Source organism: Rhodococcus sp. MEB064 (assembly GCF_000834565.1).
GTDB lineage: Bacteria > Actinomycetota > Actinomycetes > Mycobacteriales > Mycobacteriaceae > Rhodococcoides.
In genome coordinates this window covers 137,323-154,634 of record NZ_JXQS01000058.1, presented here as the reverse complement: position 1 = coordinate 154,634, position 17,312 = coordinate 137,323, and the positions used below count along the sequence as shown (strand labels likewise).

The following is a 17,312-nucleotide window of genomic DNA, read 5'->3' as shown; positions in this document are numbered from 1 at the left end:
TGCCGGGAAGACCGTTCCCACACCCGCCTACGTCAGACGCGCTGCGCGTGGTCGAGCAGCACGTCGGCAGCATCGGACGCGTGCGTCCACGGCCACCAGTGCTTCGCGTCGACCTCGAGGACGGTGAGGTCCGGGATCCACCGATCGACGTCCTCGACCAGATCGGCGGACAGAAAGCGGTCCTTCAACGGCACGACCACGAGTGTGGGGACCTCGCATCTCGGTGGTGGTCCGGAGAGCATGCGTCGAATGATGTTGGCGCGGTAGAGCTCCACTCCACGTTGCAGGTCGATCGGATCCGCCGCCGGTGCGGGGTCGGCGGGCCCGGCCTTCACGAACAGATCGGGCACGTACTTTCCGACGACGGGAATGTGGAAGCCCCAGATGTACCAGGACCGCCCGAGCTGCCCGAGCACGGACGGCCACTGTGTCGGTCGCAGCCCTCGCCGCCTCGAGGTCTCCCGCAGGTGGTCGATGCTCGGTCCCGACACCGAGGTGAACGAGCCGAAGACGTCGGTGGCACGAGGATCCCGCAGAGGCTCCCACATCTGGACCGAACCCCAGTCGTGCGCGAACGCATGGATCGGCCCCCGCAGATCGGGGATCGAATCGATCACCGCGTAGGTGTCGTCCGCGAGACGCTCGATGGCGAACGACGACGACTTCTCGGGGTGCTCGACGACGGTGTGACCGCCGCCGCGCGTGTCGTACGAGATGACCCGGGCGCGATCACCGATCGCATCGATCATGGCGTCGAACATCGTGTGGTTGTTCGGGTAGCCGTGGACCAGGAGCACGGTCGTGTCCGCGTCGGGGTTCCCGTACTCGTACACCGCGAGGGCGGCCCCGTCGGATCGAGCTGTCCACCTGCTGTGCGGTTCGGTCATCCTACCTCGCTTCTGCTGTAGAGAGACTCTCCGCGGAGAAGTCGAGCGACGAGATGCAGGCGCATCTCCTCCTGCTCCGGCTGCGGATGGACCACGGCCGAGAGCGCTTCTCCGTCCAGGAGGTGTACCACCGTGAAGAGGACTGTATCGAGTTCGGCGGCGGGAATCGTCCCGGCGATCGGCAACGTCCGGCCCAGCTCGGTGATCTCCCGGTGGTAGCGGACGGTGAACGGGACGAGTCTCGCGCGCAGTTCCTCGTCGCTGCGAGCGGCGATGAGGAGCTCGTACCAGGCGCCGTTGATCGGGGCGCGGCACGCCGCGCGCAGCAACGTCAGGCAGTGCTCGACCGACGCCGAACCGAAGCTCGCGAGACCTCCGCGGAACTCCTCGAACTGGCGCCTACGAATCTCGTCCGCGGCGGCGACCACCAGGTCGAGCCTGGTCGGGAAATGCCGGAACAGAGCGCCGGACGACACACCCGCACGGGTGACGACTTCGTTCACCGTCGTTGCGGCGTAACCTCTCTCGGCCAGCGAGGAGATGGTGGCGTCGAGAAGTTTCGCGATGGTGTCGGTCCGGCGCTGCTCCTGCGTTCGTCTCACACGGACACGGTAGTGGCCGCAGGTGTCCTCACGCCCGCTCGCAGGAATCTGCCGGCGCGCTCGGACACCCCGAACCACGATGCGAAGCGACCCTCGCGGTAGACAACTCGGCCTCCGATGAGCGTCGCCGTGACGGCGTCGTCGTTGCGGTTGACCATCCGGCTCAGCCCACCGAACTCGGGCATCGACTCCTCGTTGTAGGCGTCGACCTCGTCCGTCAGTCCCGCCGGGTTCACCACGACGATGTCCGCACGGTCCCCGAGGCGCAGGTGTCCGGTGTCGACGCCGTAGAAATCGGCCAGTTCGCCGCTCAGCTTGTGCGCCGCCTGGCCGACGGTCAGGAACGACTCGTGTGCGTCGTGCACCCGACGGAGCAGGCGGATCCCGAAGTTGTAGAACGCCATGTTCCGCAGGTGCGCCCCGGCATCGGAGAACCCCACCGTCACACCGGGCTTCGTGATGAGCTTGTCCATCTGCTTACGGCGATGGTTGGCGATCGTGGTGTGCCAGCGCAGCGTCCGGCCGTGCTCGACGACCAGGTCGAGGAACGCGTCGACCACGTGAATGCCCTGCTCTCGCGCCAACTCCGCGACGTTCTTGCCGATCACGGACGCGTCGGGGCACTCGGTGATGATGACGTCGCCGAAGTCCCGGTGCCACACACGGGAGGAGAACTTCTTCTCGAAGTCGGCGCGGAACCAGCGTCGATACGCCTCGTCCTTCAGCAGCTCGTTACGGCCCAGTTCCTCACGCAGGTGCAGAGCCGCTCTGCCGGAACCGAATTCCTCGAAGACGACCAGGTCGATTCCGTCGGAGTAGACGTCGAACGTCGTGGGCAGGTGCTGCCACCGGAACTGACCCTTGCCGGGGCCGTTCACGATCGCGGCGAGGGGGCCGAAGATGTGGTGGATCCAGGGTGAGGCCTTGGCGTCGGCCGCGGCGAGCAGCGACACCTTCAGCGCGCGACGTCCGATCCCGGTGGCCGCACCGAGGAAGAAGACCATGTCGTACTTCGTGTTCAGATTCGGAATGCTCTGCAACAGCCGGCCGCGGCGCCGCAGGATCTTGTGCAGGCGCCGGAACTCCGACCAGGATGCGTAGGACGACGGCAGGGATCGTGACCGGTAGCGGTCGCCGTCCAGCTTGTCCCACGGATTGGTCATCGTGGACATGCCGAGCATTCCGGCGTCGAGCGCCTTCTCGAGAGCGTCGGACATCTGCGCGGTCTCTTCGCGCGTCGGCTTCTGGGAGCGGTCGGTCGACCGATCCAGCCCCATGACGTGGGCGCGGAGATCCGAATGTCCCACCAGCGACGCGATGTTCGGACCGAGAGGGAGCCGCTCGAGCGCGGCGATGTACTCCTCGGGACCGTCCCACGTCTTGTGCGTGTCCACAGCTTTGAGCACGTGATCGCGCGGCAGTGCTTCGACGCGGCTGAACAGGTCCGCGATGTCCACCGGCGTCGAGTACAGCGTGGACAGCGAGCAGTTCCCCAGCAGAACCGTCGTCACGCCGTGGCGGACCGATTCCACCAGTCCGGGGCCCACCAGCACCTCGGCGTCGTAGTGGGTGTGCACGTCGACGAACCCCGGCATGACCCACTGGCCGGTGGCGTCGATGACCTCGGTGTCCGGCCCGACGGCCAGCGCGTCCGAGGAGACGGCGCGGACCACGCCGTCGACGATGCCGACATCGCGGCGGACACCGGGACCGCCGTCGCCGTCGAAGACGGTCCCGCCGCTGATCACCACATCGAAGTGCGACTCGTTCATGTGACCTCCATCACTGTGCGATGGGCTCACCGTAACTTAGAGAGTGATCACTCGCAATAGTCCGTCAGAACGCGAGGGGGCGGTGAGATTCCCGCACGTACGTCCAGGTCGACGATGGGCGAACCAATCCGGCGGATTCGAGGTCGATGCCGTCCTCGGTGATCTCCGAGGTCAGGAACGTGCGATCCGACTCCTCCAGTGCACGTGACTGCACCTCGGCGAACGCGTCGATCGCGATGCGGTGGTACTCGTCGAGCGGATTCTCGCGTCCGAGGGCCCGGAGGTGGATGCTCTCGCGGACATCACCGAGGTGAGCGAGATAGTCCGACCAGGCGCGGTCCAGGTGGTGCAGCACGATGCGCCGCGCGACACCTACGCGAACGTCCGCGTCGAGCGGCTCCAGTTCCGCGGCACGGTCCGGATTGCGATCGGCCAGCAGGGTCCACGCCTCGTCGGTGGTCAGCAGCGTCGCGCGTCGGGCATCGAGGATGTCCCGGTGCTGCGCGGTCAGCTGGTTGTACCGCCACGTGGACGCGTGGGTGTCGAGCATCGCGCCTTCGGCGACACGCTGTGCGTGATCGATGCGCTTGGCCGCGACCTCGGACTCGATGAAGCCCGTGTCGTCGGGGTGTCCGGGACGATCGCTCTTCTCCAGGTATCGCGTCACCAGGGAGTCGTCCCAACTGGCGAAGAACACCGAGCGGCCCGGATCGCCCTGGCGCCCCGCACGTCCGCGTAGTTGGTTGTCCAGGCGCTCGGTGACGTACCGCCCGGTTCCGACGACGAGCAGACCGCCGAGATCGGTCACTCCGTCTCCGAGTCTGATGTCCGTGCCGCGGCCGGCGATCTGGGTCGAGACGGTCACAGCGCCGCGAAGTCCTGCGCGAGCGATGATCTCGGCTTCCTCCGCGTCGTTCTTCGCGTTGAGGGCGACCACCGGGACACCCTCGTCCTCGAGTCGCGCAGCGAGATCCTCCGACTCCTCGACATCGTGAGTGCCGACCAGGACCGGCTGACCGGTGGCATGGGCCTCGACCACCGCGGCCACGACTGCGGCCGTCTTCTCCGGCGCCGTGGCGTAGACGCGATCGACCTCGTCGACACGCACCAGCGGCTCGTTCGGCTCCACCACCGACACACCCAGGCCGTAGAACGTCCGAAGTTGTTCTCCCGCAGCGAGAGCCGTGCCGGTCATGCCGCACACGCGCTTGTAACGACCCATCAGTGCCTGCACCGTGACGGTGTCGAGTACCTGGCCCGTCTGTGTGCGCTCCAGGCCTTCCTTGGCCTCGACGGCAGCCTGTAGGCCGTCGGGCCAGCGCTGCAGTTCGGCGACGCGGCCACGCGACGCGTTGACAAGCTGCACCCGCCCGTCGCGCACGATGTAGTCGACGTCCCTGCGTACCAACACTTCAGCGTGCAGGGTGAGGTTGACGCGCACCAATGTGGTGCCGACGTGCTCCTCGCTGTAGAGGTCGATGTCGCCGAGCGCGGCCTCCATCTTCTCCGCCCCGGCGTCGGTGAGGAACACGTTGCGCCGCTCGGCATCGACCTCCCAGTCGGTCTCCGCGTCGAGGGACCGCACGGCGTCCAGCACGTCGTCCGCCGACACGTCCTGATCGATCGAGCCGGCCAGAACCAAGGGCACCAGCGCCTCGTCCACCAGCACCGAATCCGCCTCGTCGACCACGGCAACGTCCGCGGTGGGGGAGACCAGCAGGTCGGCGTCGTCGACGAGGTGGTCCCGCAGAACGTCGAACCCGACCTCGTTCACCGACGCGTACGTGACGTCGCAGGCATAGGCGGCCCGTCGCTCGTCCGCGGTCGACTCCGCCGTGATCCACCCGACGGTGACACCGAGAGCGTCGTACAGCGGGCCCATCCACTCCGCATCGCGTCGGGCGAGGAAGTCGTTGACCGACACCACGTGCACGTCCCGGCCCTGCAGGACATAGGCGGCCGCGGCGATCGCGCCGGACAGGGTCTTACCCTCGCCCGTCGCCATCTCGACCACGTCACCCTCCAGCAGCCGAACGGCTCCGTAGAGCTGGGTGTCGAAGGGCCGCAGGGACAATGCGCGATCGGATGCCTCGCGGGCGAGAGCCAGGAATGCGGGAACGTCGAGCGTTCCGGCTCGTCGTAGGTCATCGGCGGCTGCACGCAGGCCGTCCGCGTCGAGGTCGCTGTGGCGCTCCTCGAGCGCCCGGGCTGCCTCCACGGCACCTTGCGACCGCGCATGCCCCTTCGCGACCGAACGACCGAGCAGGGACCAGAACCGTGACGCCATGTTCGCCAGGCTACCGACGGGGCCGAACGTGCGGTCGCCGCGAGCCGTGTGCACACCCCCAGCGGTGAGCGCAGTGCAGCGCGTCGGCTGCTGCAGCCTGTGTGCACACCCTCAGCGTCGAGCGCACACCCTCTGCTGCCGGCGGGTGGGGGTGTGCGGTTACCGGAAGGGGTGCACACACCCGGGTGCTGCAGAATTGGGCGCAGTGTCGCTGCGTGTCCGATAGTGGCGCGGCAACCGGTGTGTACACCCTCTGCGTCGAGCGCGCACCCTCTGCTGCCGGCTGGTGGGGGTGTGCGGTTACCAGAAGGGGTGCACACACCCGGGTGCTGCAGAATTGGGCGCAGTGTCGCTGCGTGTCCGATAGTGGCGCGGCAACCTGTGTGTACACCCTCTGCGTCGAGCGCACAGCCTCTGCTGCCGGCGGGTAACGGTGTGCGGTCATCAGAACGGGTGCACACACCCACTACAGCGCGGCCACGGACCCCTTCGCCGAACTCGAGAGCGTTCTCCAGGGAAACACCGCAACTCGCTCACAGCTGCGCACGAGAGGACCCGCCACCGATCAACTGTTGCATCTTCTCGCGGGTGTCGGTGCCGTCGGCAGGAAGGTAGACGACGATGTTCAATTCCTTGTGGTCGGCCGGTGCCAACTGGTGGTGCTCGAAGCGCAGTTCTCCGACGACGGGGTGCTGGAAGATCCGCGCGCGCGAGGCAAATCCCTCGATGTCGCGGCTGTCCCACCCGGCAGCGAAAGACTCGCTCGTGATGCGTAGTCGATCGACCAGTTCGACGAAGGCAGGTGTCCCGAGCGCCGCGCCTCCATCCGCCCGGAATTCTGCGAGGAAGCGCCTGCTGTCGGACTCCCAGCGCGGGAGCAGGTCACGCACGTACGGGTCGGTGAAGACCAGCCACAGGAGATTGCGGTCAGCTGCGTCCACTGTCTCGATGCGTGGGAACAGTGCTCGGTAGGCGCGGTTCCACCCGACGATGGTCCACTCGGGACGGAGGGCGAACGCCGGGAACTCGGTGAGTGCATCGAGCAGGCGCTGTATGGGCGGTGGCGTCGTCTCCGCGCTCGACGGAGTGGGTGTGGGCGGGTGGCCGGCGAGGTCGAGCAGGTAGTCGTGCTCGGCGGGCGTGAGCTGCAGCGTCGTGGCGATGGCATCGAGAACCTGGCGTGACGGGTGGATGTCGCGCCCCTGTTCGAGCCAGGTGTACCAGGTGACGCTGACGTGGGACAGCGCCGAGACGTCCTCTCTGCGTAGTCCTGTCGATCGACCCCGCGGTATCGGCGGCAAGCCGAGCCGCGAGCGCGGCAGTGCCGAGCGGCGTGCACGCAGGAATGCTCCGAGCTCACGGCGAGCGGCGGAGTCCTGGTCGGTGGTCACACGGCAACTCTACGAGCGTCCGACTCGGGAAGGTGGTGGTGGCGATACCAGTACCGAAGCTGTCTTCCTGCCGACGTCCTCGACCGGCATTGTCGTCCACATGCCTGCACTTCGATCGAGAACCGTCACGCACGGACGCAACATGGCTGGGGCCCGTGCGCTGCTGCGAGCAGCGGGGGTGAACGGCGACGATTTCGGTAAGCCGATCGTCGCCGTCGCGAACAGCTTCACCGAGTTCGTTCCCGGCCACACCCATCTCCAGCCCGTCGGCCGAATCGTCTCCGACGCGATCACCGCGGCCGGCGGAATACCGCGCGAGTTCAACACGATCGCGGTCGACGACGGCATCGCTATGGGACATGGCGGGATGCTCTACTCGCTGCCCTCCCGAGACCTCATCGCGGACTCCGTCGAGTACATGGTGAATGCGCACTGCGCGGACGCCCTTGTGTGCATCTCGAACTGCGACAAGATCACGCCGGGAATGCTCATGGCCGCACTGCGACTGAACATTCCGGTGGTGTTCGTCTCGGGTGGGCCGATGGAAGGCGGTACCGCCGTGCTCGTCGACGGCACCGTGCGTACCCGACTCACCCTGGTGTCCGCCATGTCCGATGCGGCCGCCGGTGACGTCTCGGACGAGGACCTGGCGCGTGTGGAAGAGGCGGCGTGCCCGACGTGCGGAAGTTGCTCGGGCATGTTCACGGCCAACTCGATGAATTGCCTGACCGAAGCGCTGGGTCTCGCGCTGCCGGGCAACGGAACCACGCTCGCCACGCACACGGCACGTCGGCACCTCTACGAGAACGCCGGGCGCACCGTCGTCGATCTGTGCCGTCGGTGGTACGACCACGACGACGACTCGGTTCTTCCTCGGAACATCGCCTCACGCGCTGCGTTCGACAACGCCATGGCCCTCGACATCGCGATGGGTGGATCGACGAACACGATCCTGCATCTCCTGGCCGCGGCCCGTGAGGCCGAACTCGACTACACCCTCGACGACATCGAGAAACGGTCACGCATGGTGCCGTGCCTGTGCAAGGTCGCGCCGAACGGGCACTATCTCGTCGAGGACGTACACCGCGCCGGGGGCGTGCCCGCCATTCTGGGGGAGCTCCGGCGAGGGGGTCATCTGCACGACCACGTGCACACGGTGCACTCGGCATCTCTCGTCGACTGGCTCGACCGATGGGACGTACGGTCCGGACGTGCCGATGACACCGCGATCGAATTGTTCCACGCCGCACCGGGATGCGTGCGTTCCGCCACCGCCTTCTCGCAGTCCGAACGTTGGGACACACTGGATCTCGACTCCGTCGCCGGATGTGTCCGCGATGTGGAGCACGCATACTCGGCCGATGGCGGCTTGGCGGTTCTGAGCGGCAACCTGTCCGCCGACGGGTGTGTGGTGAAGACCGCCGGCGTCGACGACTCCATCCTCACCTTCTCCGGCCCCGCCGTGGTCGTGGAGTCACAGGAGGACGCCTGTGACGCAATCCTGTCCGGTCGGATATCCGCCGGTGACGTGCTGGTGGTGCGATACGAAGGTCCACGCGGAGGTCCCGGCATGCAGGAGATGCTCTATCCGACAGCGTTTCTCAAAGGCCGAGGTCTCGGAGCGTCGTGCGCGCTGATCACCGACGGCCGCTTCTCCGGCGGAACGTCCGGTCTGTCGATCGGTCACGTGTCTCCGGAAGCGGCCGCGGGTGGCGTGATCGCCCTGGTCGAGGACGGAGACAGCATCACCATCGACATCCCGCGACGCTCGATCACACTGGACGTTGCCGACGACGAGCTCGCTCGCCGGCGTTCCGCCCTGGACGGGTTCCGGCCCCGCGACAGGCAGCGCGAGGTGAGCGTCGCTCTCCGTGCCTACGCCGCGCTCGCACTGTCCGCGGACAAAGGTGCTGTCCGCGACATCGATGCGCTCTCTCGCTCCTAGGCTCACGCCAGGCCGTTTCACGATGTCAGCGCGAACTACAGCGAAGTGGGCAGCGTCCAACGCCTCGGGGATCCCGTCGCGGTCACTGACCCTGCACCCATGCGCGTTTGCCCACTCCCGGGTCGACTCCCTCTGTTCCGGGCCACGTAGTCGAGACGACGGCCGCAGGACTTACTTCGTACTGACGATGAAATGTTGCGCTAGCTTTTCTCCCGAATGATTCCGGAGCTCTCGCGGATGGCTAACGTAGGAGCTAATCGAACGGATTCGATGTCGACGCCGTTCAATCTGTCGATGAGAAGTGACATAGCTGTGGAGCCCATCTCCCACATGGGTGATCTCACGGACGAGAGCGGTATCGGCAATTCCCCTGCCAGCGGGGTGTCGTTGTAGCCGATGACAGCGACGTCGACGCCCACGCGGAGTCCTGCTGTACGTATGGCGCCGAGCGCGCCGATCGCGGCGAAGTCGTTGACGGCGAACACCGCACTTGCCGTGTTCGACTCGGCGAGTAGCGCTTCGGTAGCAGACCGCCCGCCCGCCACATCGAACGAGCTGCTCACCACTCGCGCGTCGGGGATCGGGTGGCCGGCTTGTCGGTACTCGTCGCGAAAGCCATGGGTTCTGTCGACCGAGGTGCTCGAGTATGGCCTGCCGGACACGATGCCGACGTCGACGTGCCCCAACTCGAGGAGATGCCGAGCGGCCAGACGACCACCTTCGACATCGTCGCACGTCACGCTCGGGTAGTTGCCGGAGCGTCGACTCACCAGCACGAACGGCACATCTCGGGTTACCAGCGACGAGAGCAGATCGTCGTCCTCGACGACGGCATCGCCGATCACCACTCCGTCGACACGTCGCGCAAGAAGCATGTCGGTGGCTTCGGCCCTCAATTTCGGGTCGTCGTAACTGTTGGTGACGAAGGTCTGATAGCCGGCGTCGCGCGCAGAGTCGCTGACGCCTTCGTAGATCGTGGCGAGCACGATGTCGGTCAGATGAGGCACGAGCACGCCCACCAGATTGCTCCGGCTCGTACGCAAACCGGCAGCATGCGGGTTCCTCGCGAACCCGACCTCACGAGCGATCTTCCTGATCTTCTCGGTGGTTGCCGTCGAAGCAGATCGAACGCCCGGACCGAGCGAAGGTGACAGCACCCGCGAGACCGTAGACACATGCACACCCGCGAGATCGGCGATGGTGCGCAAGGTCGGGCGCCCGGAGTCGTCCAGATGCGGTAGAGCCGCCTCCATGAGTGTCCTTCCGCGCGAGCCTTGTGCGACAAGTGTGACACCAAGCGATACATCTCCGGCAAACGATTGCGGTGATCTGGATCATAAGCTACGTTTGCGCAAACGATTGGCGCAAACGATTGGGCAACATGCGACGAGTAGTAGTGATCACCACCGGTGGAACCATCGCTAGCACCGCGAACAGCCGGGGAGTCAAGACCGCCACGGTGCCGGGTGGCGACCTGATCGCGCGTGCAGCGACCCCACAGGGGGTGGCGCTCACGGTGGTCGACGTCGTATCCGTCAACAGCTACGCGATGACGTTCGCCGACATGGACCAGATCAACTCTGCTGTTCACGACGCTTTGGCAGACCCGACTACGTGCGGAGTCGTCGTCACCCACGGCACCGACACTCTGGAAGAGACAGCGATGGTCGTGGACTTGTTTCATCAGGATCCCCGACCCGTCGTCTTCACCGGTGCCCAACGGAGCGCCGACGACCCCGATGGCGATGGTCCCGGAAACCTGCAGGACGCGATCTCGGTCGCCGCGTCGGCATCGCCCCGCGGCTTAGGAGTACTCGTGTGCTTCGGCGGCGTCATCCACGCTGCCCGCGGAACACGGAAAGTGCACAACAGCGCTCTGCAAGCTTTCTTCGACGTCGACAACGGCCCCATAGGACTCATCGTCGATGGCTGCGTGCGAGTACACGAGAAGATCACGCGCCCCGACGCCCACCTGACGTGGCCCGTCGCAATCTCCGGCACACGGGTGGACACCGTCGCGTTGTACCCCGGAGCCGACCGTGCCGCGATCGACGCGAACATAGCCGCAGGAGCGCAGGGGATCATTCTGCAGGCGACCGGATACGGCAATGCCAACAGTGACATCACAGCCGCGGTAGGAGAACACACAGCGGCAGGAATCCCCGTTGTCCTGTCCACACGAGTGTCCGCCGGACCCGTCCGCGCCGTCTACGGCGGTGGCGGTGGCGGCGTCGATCTCGTCGAGGCAGGCGCGATTCCGTCGGGCAACTTGCGGCCCAGCCAAGCGCGAATTCTTCTCGCGGCCTTGCTCGCCCGAGGTGACGACCACGTCGCCATCTCCGCAGCATTCGACACGAGAACCCGGCGGTACACCGACACCGCAGACGACTCCATAGTCTTCGCCGGCCACAACCCGGTGACATCACAGACATCTGTTCCGGTACCGCGCCACCAGAGCTGAACCGTACAGACGAAACGCACCACGAGAAACAGGAAGCAGAACAGATATGAGATCACCGACGAATCCCGCAGTGAGCGAACTCAAGGTCGCAGCCGTGCAATTCGACATGCAGGTCGGCCTGGAGAACAAGGAGAAGAATCTCGCCACCACCGTCGAGCACATCGACGAGGCGGCCAGGGCCGGCGCACGCCTGATCGTGCTGCCGGAACTGGCCAACACGGGATACAGCTTCGACACCAGAGACGAGGCCTATGCCCACGCCGAGGCAGTGCCCGACGGCCCGACATGTCGTGCCTGGATCGACGCGGCGCGGCGCAACGACGCGTATGTCGTCGCCGGGATTGCCGAGGTCGAGGGAGTGCACCTGTACGACACCGCGGTGCTCATCGGACCGGACGGATACATCGGCCGCTATCGGAAGACTCATCTCTGGAACCGAGAGAAGCTCATTTTCACGACCGGTGACGACTATCCCGTATTCGACACCAAGATCGGCCGTATCGGGCTCCTCATCTGCTGGGACATCTGGTTCCCCGAGGTCGCCCGAATACTCGCCGCCCAGGGCGCCGACATCATCTGTTCGGTCAACAACTGGGTATGGACGCCACCGCCGCTATTCGACGACGCCGGAAACTGCATGGCGTCCTATCTGACGATGTCGGCATCCCACGTCAACAACATTCCTATCGTTGCCGCAGATCGAGTCGGTGAGGAGCGCGGCGGGAAATTCCTGGGATGCTCGTTGATCACCGGAACGAACGGCTGGCCCATCGGCGAGATCGCAGATGCCGAAGCACCCGCAGTTCTGTATGCCGACATCGACATCGTGGCGTCCCGGTCCGCGCTCATCTGGAACGACCTGAACGATCTCGCACGCGATAGACGAACCGATCTCTACGACCCCCTGCTGGGATACACCTCCGGTCGACGGCTCGCTCGGTGAGCCGCGACGACAGCGTCTGCCGGGTGCGCCCATGACCACACCGGAACGTCCACCCACCGCATCCGCCGACACCGTCGAGCGTTCACGTCCAGCCTCGAACGGATCCTTCGACAAGACCTCCGGTGAACTACGGCTCCCCGGCCTGCTGCTCGGTGCCGCCGTCGTAGTGGGTGTCTTCGGACTTCTGTCGAGCGGACTGGTCGCACTGTCCGGTCACCTGTCCGGGGTCGGACCGAGCTACACCGAATGGCTCGGTGCGGCCGCATCGAACGACGTCCTGGCTCGCGCGCAGTGGGCCCTCGGCGACATCACCGAACCACAGTTCTACAAGTCGTGGCCGGCATCGATCGGCTTGCTGCTCGGAGCTGTTCTTGCCTGGTGGGCCGGAACACGAAACAAGAGATGGTCGGGCCTGCCCATCTCCTACGGAAGTGGCCTGTGGCCATGGATACTCGGCTCGTCCACTCTGAGCCTCGCGTTGTCCAACCTCGCATTCGGTTGGAGGTTGAACGAAGGTTGGCAGCCCACCTTCATACCCTTCGTGTGTGTCGCGACGTCACTGGTACTGGTCTACGGATCGGGCTGGGCCGTTCTGCTCACCGGCGCCGTCATGGGAGCACTCACCACCACCCCCGTCGCCACTATCCTTATCGCCTACGTCACCGGCCCACTCGAACTGCCCACAGTCGTGGCCAATACCACCGCCATGACAGTCGGCACCGCTGTCACATTCGTCGCCTGCAGATACATGCCCTGGATGACACTTCCCAGCCCCGCCGCACAACCACCGGCCCCGGAACCTGGCCAAGCCCCACCCATGACGATCACAGGAGCCACCAGCACCAGGAAGGACGCCATCTGGACGGTGCGGCGCATCATCGCCGACTTCACCGAGACGCAGTTCTACGCCAACGAACTGGCGAGCATCGGAGTGATCATCGGAGTGGTGATCGCATTCCTGGCCAATCCGCTGTTCCCGTCGTACGGAACTGCACTGCTACCGCACATTCTGTTCGCTCAGGCATTGACGTCGGCGATCGGTGTCGTCGTGTGGCGGCGGCTCTATCGTGGCGGCGGCTGGGCACCCACCTACATCTCGGTGGTGTCCGTCGCTCCCGCAACTGTCCTCGCATTCGGCGGCAGCGCAGTCTCGATCATCGTGGGATCCATCGCCGGGGCATTGATCTGTCCGATCATCGCCCGTCCGATATCGGCACGGTTGCCGCGAGACTTCCATCCGTTCATCGGAAACACCACCTCGATGGCCATCGCCACTGCCTTGGTGGTCACTCTCGTCGGGCTCCTGCCCGTCACCTGAGAACGACATGGACGCTTCGGGATACTTCAATTACCCCGAAGCGTCCATGTCTGTAGCTTACCGATGCGTGCAGTGCGGCCGACCGGGGAACTCGCGTAACGGCGGATGTTCGCCTCCGGCTCGATCTGCTGGTGCAGTCCTTGTCGACGGGCGAACGAGAACAGGCCGTCACGCAGGAGTGATGCGACGACTCGGAAGGGGGCTCGAGTACACGACGTTGGTGGTGATGGAGCCGAGGGTGGCGAGCCGGCCGGTGACGCGTTCGAGATCCCGCATCGAGCGGGCGAGGACTTTGATGATGAAGCAGTCGTCACCCGTGACGTGATGCGCCTCGATGATTTCCGGAGTGGATGCCACCAGCGCGTCGAACGGACCGTAGTTGCCCGACGGGTACGCGAGACGGACGAATGCGGTGACGGTGTAGCCGAGCGCCTCGGTGTCGACAGTGACGGAGTAGCCCGTGATTACGCCGATGTCGGTCAGGCGACGGACGCGGTCCGCCGTCGCACTCGACGACAAGTTCACCACTCGGGCCAGATGTGCGACGCTCGCGCGGCCGTCGTTCTGTAACTCGTCCAGCAGTCGTCGGTCGATCTCGTCGACGTCCGGGTGTGGATTGCGCGGCACAACGGAAACGATACCGGCCGATCGACGCCGAATCGTTCGATCAGCCGGTGATCACCACTTCTCCCAGTCGCCCGAACAGGATTGGCTGAGGTCATGGAACAGACACTGTCCGCCGCCGACTTCTTCGCCGCGAAACTGAGGTTCGAGACCGATCCCGCCGATCTCGCCGCCGAGCGAACCCGCGGTGCGGGGCCGCTGCTCATCGACGTTCGTTCGGACGCGTCCTGGAGTGCGGGACGCATTCCCGGAGCGGTGCACATCGTCGGGGCCGATCTGGGCACGCGCATCGCCGAGGTGGAGCCGGATCGCGACGCCGACATCGTCGTCTACTGCTGGGGACCGGGATGCAACGGCAGCACCCGAGCGGCTCTGACGCTCAGTCGCCTCGGCTACTCCCGCGTGCGGGAGCTGATCGGGGGATTCGAGTACTGGACACGGGAGGGTTTCGCCGTCGTGTCCGACACCGGGCGTACACGGCGAGCACCCGATCCGCTCACCGCTCCGACGACGTGACCGTGTCCAGCCACCCGGACACCAGCTCGACGGCCTCCGGGGCGGCGACGGCCGTCGCGTGGTCGTACCCGCGGAGCTCTTCGTACTCGGAGCCGGCGATCAGCGATGCGGTGCGACGGGTGTCGTCGATACGCTGGATGTCGCGGGAGCCGACGTAGAACAGTGTCGGTGCCGTGATGGCGTGGACGGCGTCGTCGGCGATGCCGGGATCGTCGTCCGATGCCCGGAAGTACGCGGCCAGTGCCTCGGAGTCGTTGCGCAGGAACGCGGCTCGGGTGCCGGAGTCCACCGGAAAGCCGCGGCGGTTCGCCCACTCGTGGACGAAACCGTCCATTCCCCGCTCGGCCAGGACGTCGGCGCTGCCGTCGAAGAACAGACTGTCGAGTGCTCCTCGCTGCGGCCCCGATCCAGCGCCGCCGACCACCAAGGAGGCGACCCGCTCGGGAGTGCGGGTGACCAGGTTCAAACCGGACCGCCCGCCGAACGAGTAGCCGACGTAATGCACCGCGTCGACGTTGACCGCATCGAGGACAGCGACGAGATCCTCGCTGATGCGGTCCATCGAATAGCTGTCGACGGTGCGGGGAGCGTCGCTTCGTCCGTGTCCACGCTGGTCCACGAGGATCAGGCGGTACGTGTCGCGCAGTGCGCGCACGTATCCGAACGTGCGCCAGATCTGGTGTGACAACAGGCTGCCGTGCACCAGCATCACCGGCGGGCCGGTGGGGGCACCCGTCACCGAGTAGGCGATGCGGGTGCCGTCCACCGGGTTCGTTGCGAAGTCCACGGTAGCGATGATCTCAGGTGTTCCAGGACCGCGCGCCGTCGGCAGTCAACTCCACCCGACGCGTGATGCCGACCCGGTCGAGGAACGACTCGTCGTGGCTGACCACCACCAACGCCCCCCGATACGACAGCAGGGCCGAACTCAGGTGTTCCTTCGACGCGACATCGAGATTGTTCGTCGGCTCGTCGAGGATCAGCAGTTGCGGCGCGGGATCGGACAGGAGCAGCATCGCCAGCGCGGCCCGCACCCGTTCACCACCAGAGAGGGTGCTCACCACCGCGTCGGCTCGTCGACCGCGGAACAGGAAGCGAGCCAAACGGATTCGAATGTCTGTGATCGGAGTGTCCGGCGCGACCCGACGGACGTTCTCGACCACCGATTCCGTGTCGTCGAACACGTCGAGCGACTGCGGGAGGTAGGCGGACGGAACCGACGAGGTCAACGCCCGCAGCAACGTCGTCTTCCCGATGCCGTTGTCGCCCATCAGCGCGATCCGCTCCGGGCCGACGATGGTCAGATTCACCGAACGGCCGGGGTAGCGTCCGTCCAGATCCAATGCCGTGTCACCGGTTTCGGCCACCAGTCGTGTCGAGTGCACGGCGGTGTCGGGAAGGTCGACGACTATTTCGGTGTCGTCCCGAACCCGCTCGTTCGCCTCCTCGGCGCGAGCCTTCGCCTCGTCGACGCGCTGCTCGTGGCCGAGGCGGTACTTTCCGGCCGACACCTGAGCGGAGCTCTTCAGGTTGTTGGCGACGATCTTCGGAACGCGTTTCTCGCGCGAAGCCTTGTCTCCCATCCGTCGTCGTCGTGCGACGGTCGTCCGCGCCTCGACAAGGTCGCGCTGCTGTTTGCGCACGTCCTGCTCTGCGGTACGAACGCTCGCCCGGGCCGCATCCTGCTCGGCGTCGAGGACCGCGCGGTAATGAGTCCAGTTGCCGCCGAAGCTGCGGATGCGGCCTGGTGACTCACGCACGGAACGGATTTCGGCGATCTCGTCCATCCGGTCGAGAAGGTCGGGATCGTGCGATGCCACGATGACGGTCCCGGTGAACGCGTCCAGGGTGCGTGCGAGTGCGGCCCGAGCGCGACCGTCGAGATTGTTGGTGGGTTCGTCGAGAAGCAGCACCGACGGCCGCCGGATCAACTGACCCACCAGCGCCAACAGAGTCGACTCGCCCCCGGACAGCGTGTCGAGGGGTCGGTCGAGATCGCCCGCGGACCCGATCGAATCGCCGAGGCCGGCCGCGTCGAGAAGCGCGAGTGTGCGTTCCTCGATGTCCCAGTCCACGCCGATGACCGTGAAGTCGTCGGGATCGGTACTGCCGTTCTCGACCCGTGCGAGGGCGGCTCGCACGGTGTCGATGCCCAGCCGAGCAGCGACCGTCTCGCTGCCCGTCGTGGCTGCCTGCTGCGGGACGTAGCCGGTGGTGCCCGTGACGCGGACCGATCCGCGGGACGGAGCCGATCGGCCGGTGATCAACTGCAGGAGAGTCGATTTGCCGGCGCCGTTCGTGCCCACCAGGCCGGTTCGGCCGGGAGTGAAGGATGCGTCCAGGCCGTCGAAGACGGGGCGGCCGTCAGGCCAGGTGAAGGTGAGATCCGTGATGACGACGGAGGGTGAAACTGACATGGTGCACCTCGGGAGGGAGTGTCGTGCCACCGCAAGTGTTCGAGGTGGGATCCGCACTACGCCGAGATGAGCAACGTTCATGTCCGTTCGTCCGGGGATGGGGGCTCGTCCACTGTAGGACGATCGGCCCGCGGGGTCAACGGATATTC

General features: G+C 65.9%; 14 protein-coding genes. 5 read left to right on the top strand and 9 right to left on the bottom strand.

Annotated features, from left to right (window positions below):
* Positions 1-32 precede the first annotated feature (32 nt).
* The 5 genes from RU01_RS19345 to RU01_RS19325 all read right to left on the bottom strand — a co-directional run bounded on the left by RU01_RS19345 (position 33) and on the right by RU01_RS19325 (position 6,939).
* Positions 33-887, bottom strand: coding sequence for an alpha/beta fold hydrolase (locus RU01_RS19345; protein WP_042576198.1), 855 nt, complete (start codon positions 885-887; stop codon positions 33-35).
* Entirely contained in the window at positions 884-1,489 is a 606-nt protein-coding gene (locus tag RU01_RS19340; protein ID WP_042576197.1) for a TetR/AcrR family transcriptional regulator, read from the bottom strand. Before RU01_RS19340 ends, RU01_RS19345 begins: the two co-directional genes overlap by 4 nt.
* Positions 1,486-3,261, bottom strand: coding sequence for an N-acyl-D-amino-acid deacylase family protein (locus RU01_RS19335; protein WP_042576196.1), 1,776 nt, complete (start codon positions 3,259-3,261; stop codon positions 1,486-1,488). The genes RU01_RS19340 and RU01_RS19335 overlap by 4 nt, the downstream gene beginning before the upstream one ends.
* 64 nt (positions 3,262-3,325) lie before the next feature.
* Positions 3,326-5,548, bottom strand: coding sequence for an accessory Sec system translocase SecA2 (gene secA2 / locus RU01_RS19330; protein WP_042576360.1), 2,223 nt, complete (start codon positions 5,546-5,548; stop codon positions 3,326-3,328).
* Between the two features lie 533 nt (positions 5,549-6,081).
* Positions 6,082-6,939, bottom strand: coding sequence for a helix-turn-helix transcriptional regulator (locus tag RU01_RS19325; protein ID WP_042576195.1), 858 nt, complete (start codon positions 6,937-6,939; stop codon positions 6,082-6,084).
* Positions 6,940-7,039: 100 nt separating this feature from the next.
* On the opposite strand from RU01_RS19325, the gene ilvD reads away from it, so the two are divergent.
* Positions 7,040-8,884, top strand: coding sequence for a dihydroxy-acid dehydratase (ilvD, locus tag RU01_RS19320; RefSeq protein WP_042576194.1), 1,845 nt, complete (start codon positions 7,040-7,042; stop codon positions 8,882-8,884).
* A 200-nt stretch (positions 8,885-9,084) separates the two neighbouring features.
* Here ilvD and RU01_RS19315 read toward each other — a convergent pair whose 3' ends face one another.
* A complete protein-coding gene (locus tag RU01_RS19315) occupies positions 9,085-10,137 on the bottom strand; it encodes a LacI family DNA-binding transcriptional regulator (RefSeq protein WP_042576193.1) in 1,053 nt (350 codons plus the stop codon).
* 128 nt (positions 10,138-10,265) lie between these two features.
* Between RU01_RS19315 and RU01_RS19310 the strand changes: the two genes are divergently transcribed.
* The 3 genes from RU01_RS19310 to RU01_RS19300 are packed head-to-tail and all read left to right on the top strand — an operon-like array spanning position 10,266 to position 13,606.
* Positions 10,266-11,345, top strand: coding sequence for an asparaginase (locus tag RU01_RS19310; protein ID WP_082043254.1), 1,080 nt, complete (start codon positions 10,266-10,268; stop codon positions 11,343-11,345).
* A gap of 46 nt (positions 11,346-11,391) precedes the next feature.
* Entirely contained in the window at positions 11,392-12,288 is an 897-nt protein-coding gene (locus tag RU01_RS19305) for a nitrilase family protein (RefSeq protein ID WP_042576192.1), read from the top strand.
* Between the two features lie 31 nt (positions 12,289-12,319).
* Positions 12,320-13,606 (top strand): hypothetical protein, encoded by a 1,287-nt coding sequence (locus RU01_RS19300; RefSeq protein WP_042576191.1) that lies wholly within the window; start codon positions 12,320-12,322, stop codon positions 13,604-13,606.
* A 168-nt stretch (positions 13,607-13,774) separates the two neighbouring features.
* Here the strand turns inward: RU01_RS19300 and RU01_RS19295 are convergent, their stop codons facing one another.
* Positions 13,775-14,233, bottom strand: a complete 459-nt coding sequence (locus RU01_RS19295; protein ID WP_042576190.1) for an Lrp/AsnC family transcriptional regulator — start codon at positions 14,231-14,233, stop codon at positions 13,775-13,777.
* A gap of 93 nt (positions 14,234-14,326) precedes the next feature.
* Here RU01_RS19295 and RU01_RS19290 point away from each other — a divergent pair, with 93 nt between their 5' ends.
* A complete protein-coding gene (locus tag RU01_RS19290; protein ID WP_042576189.1) occupies positions 14,327-14,746 on the top strand; it encodes a rhodanese-like domain-containing protein in 420 nt (139 codons plus the stop codon).
* On the opposite strand, the gene RU01_RS19285 is transcribed toward RU01_RS19290, so the two are convergent.
* A complete protein-coding gene (locus RU01_RS19285) occupies positions 14,727-15,533 on the bottom strand; it encodes an alpha/beta fold hydrolase (RefSeq protein ID WP_156149007.1) in 807 nt (268 codons plus the stop codon). The two genes, RU01_RS19290 and RU01_RS19285, sit on opposite strands and share 20 nt — an antisense overlap.
* A 13-nt stretch (positions 15,534-15,546) precedes the next feature.
* Positions 15,547-17,163 (bottom strand): ABC-F family ATP-binding cassette domain-containing protein, encoded by a 1,617-nt coding sequence (locus tag RU01_RS19280; protein ID WP_042576187.1) that lies wholly within the window; start codon positions 17,161-17,163, stop codon positions 15,547-15,549.
* Positions 17,164-17,312: the final 149 nt, after the last annotated feature.